Source organism: bacterium (genome assembly GCA_024224155.1).
GTDB lineage: Bacteria > Acidobacteriota > Thermoanaerobaculia > Multivoradales > JAHEKO01 > CALZIK01.
The window spans coordinates 1-818 of the sequence record JAAENP010000376.1 but is presented as its reverse complement, the minus strand read 5'-3'; the positions used below and the strand labels follow the sequence as shown (position 1 = coordinate 818).

Genomic DNA, 818 nt, shown 5'->3' with positions numbered 1-818 from the left:
TGGATGCCCACGCAATCGGCCGTGCAGTGATCAATAGCAGCAAAGACGGTCACCGAGCCTTCCACATCGGTGAAGGTCGCGGTGGCGTCGGCGCCCCACATCTGATTGGGCGCCTCGGTGATGATCGTGCCCTCGTGCGGGTTGCTGCGCACCGGGTCCGGCTGCCGCGCCGGCGAAAGCAATCCATTCTGCCGCATCAGCCGCAGGACGCGGGCTTTGGAAGTGCGTACGCCCTTGTGGCGCAGCCGGGCCCAGATCTTTCGATGGCCTTCTCCGGCGAACACGGGCGCCTCGAGAAGCTGGCGAATCTCCGCCAGCAGTTCCTCGTCGGAAAGAACCTTCGGGCCGCGCTTTTGCGGCTCCCGCGGATGCTGCTCGCGGTGGCGAGCGGCGTAGAAGCTGGAGCGCGCCAAGTCCCAGACCGCGGTCACTTGTGCCACACCATACGGCTTGTTGCTGGAAGGCGAGACGGTGCGGCTCATAGTCTCGACCTCCAGGACCGAAAAGGGCGGCCGTCCTCCAGCCGCGCAATCTTCTCCCGCAGCAGCTCGTTGTCCACACACACACTGGCCACTACCGACTTCAGGCGCTTCTTCTCTTCGTCCTCGACGTCGGTCTCCCGGCTTTTCAGACTGGCCTCACCACCGGCCAGGAAGCGGTCTCGCCACTCGGTCAACTTGGCCACAGTCACTCGATGCTTACGGGAGGTGGTCTCCAGATCGGCTCCGCGCAGCAACTCCAGGATGACCGACATCTTGCGTTTCGCTGACCACCGGCCCCCGCCGGAGCCGGCCGACGATTCTGGGGCCGGCTCAGTC

Annotated in this window: 2 protein-coding genes; both read right to left on the bottom strand. The window is 65.2% G+C overall.

Annotated elements, in window-relative coordinates:
* Nucleotides 1-482 (bottom strand): transposase (locus tag GY769_19155; protein ID MCP4204043.1); only part of this gene is annotated, 482 nt, incomplete at its 3' end.
* Nucleotides 479-818: transposase (locus GY769_19150; protein MCP4204042.1), on the bottom strand; the 340-nt coding region annotated here is incomplete at its 5' end. The genes GY769_19150 and GY769_19155, both read right to left, overlap by 4 nt.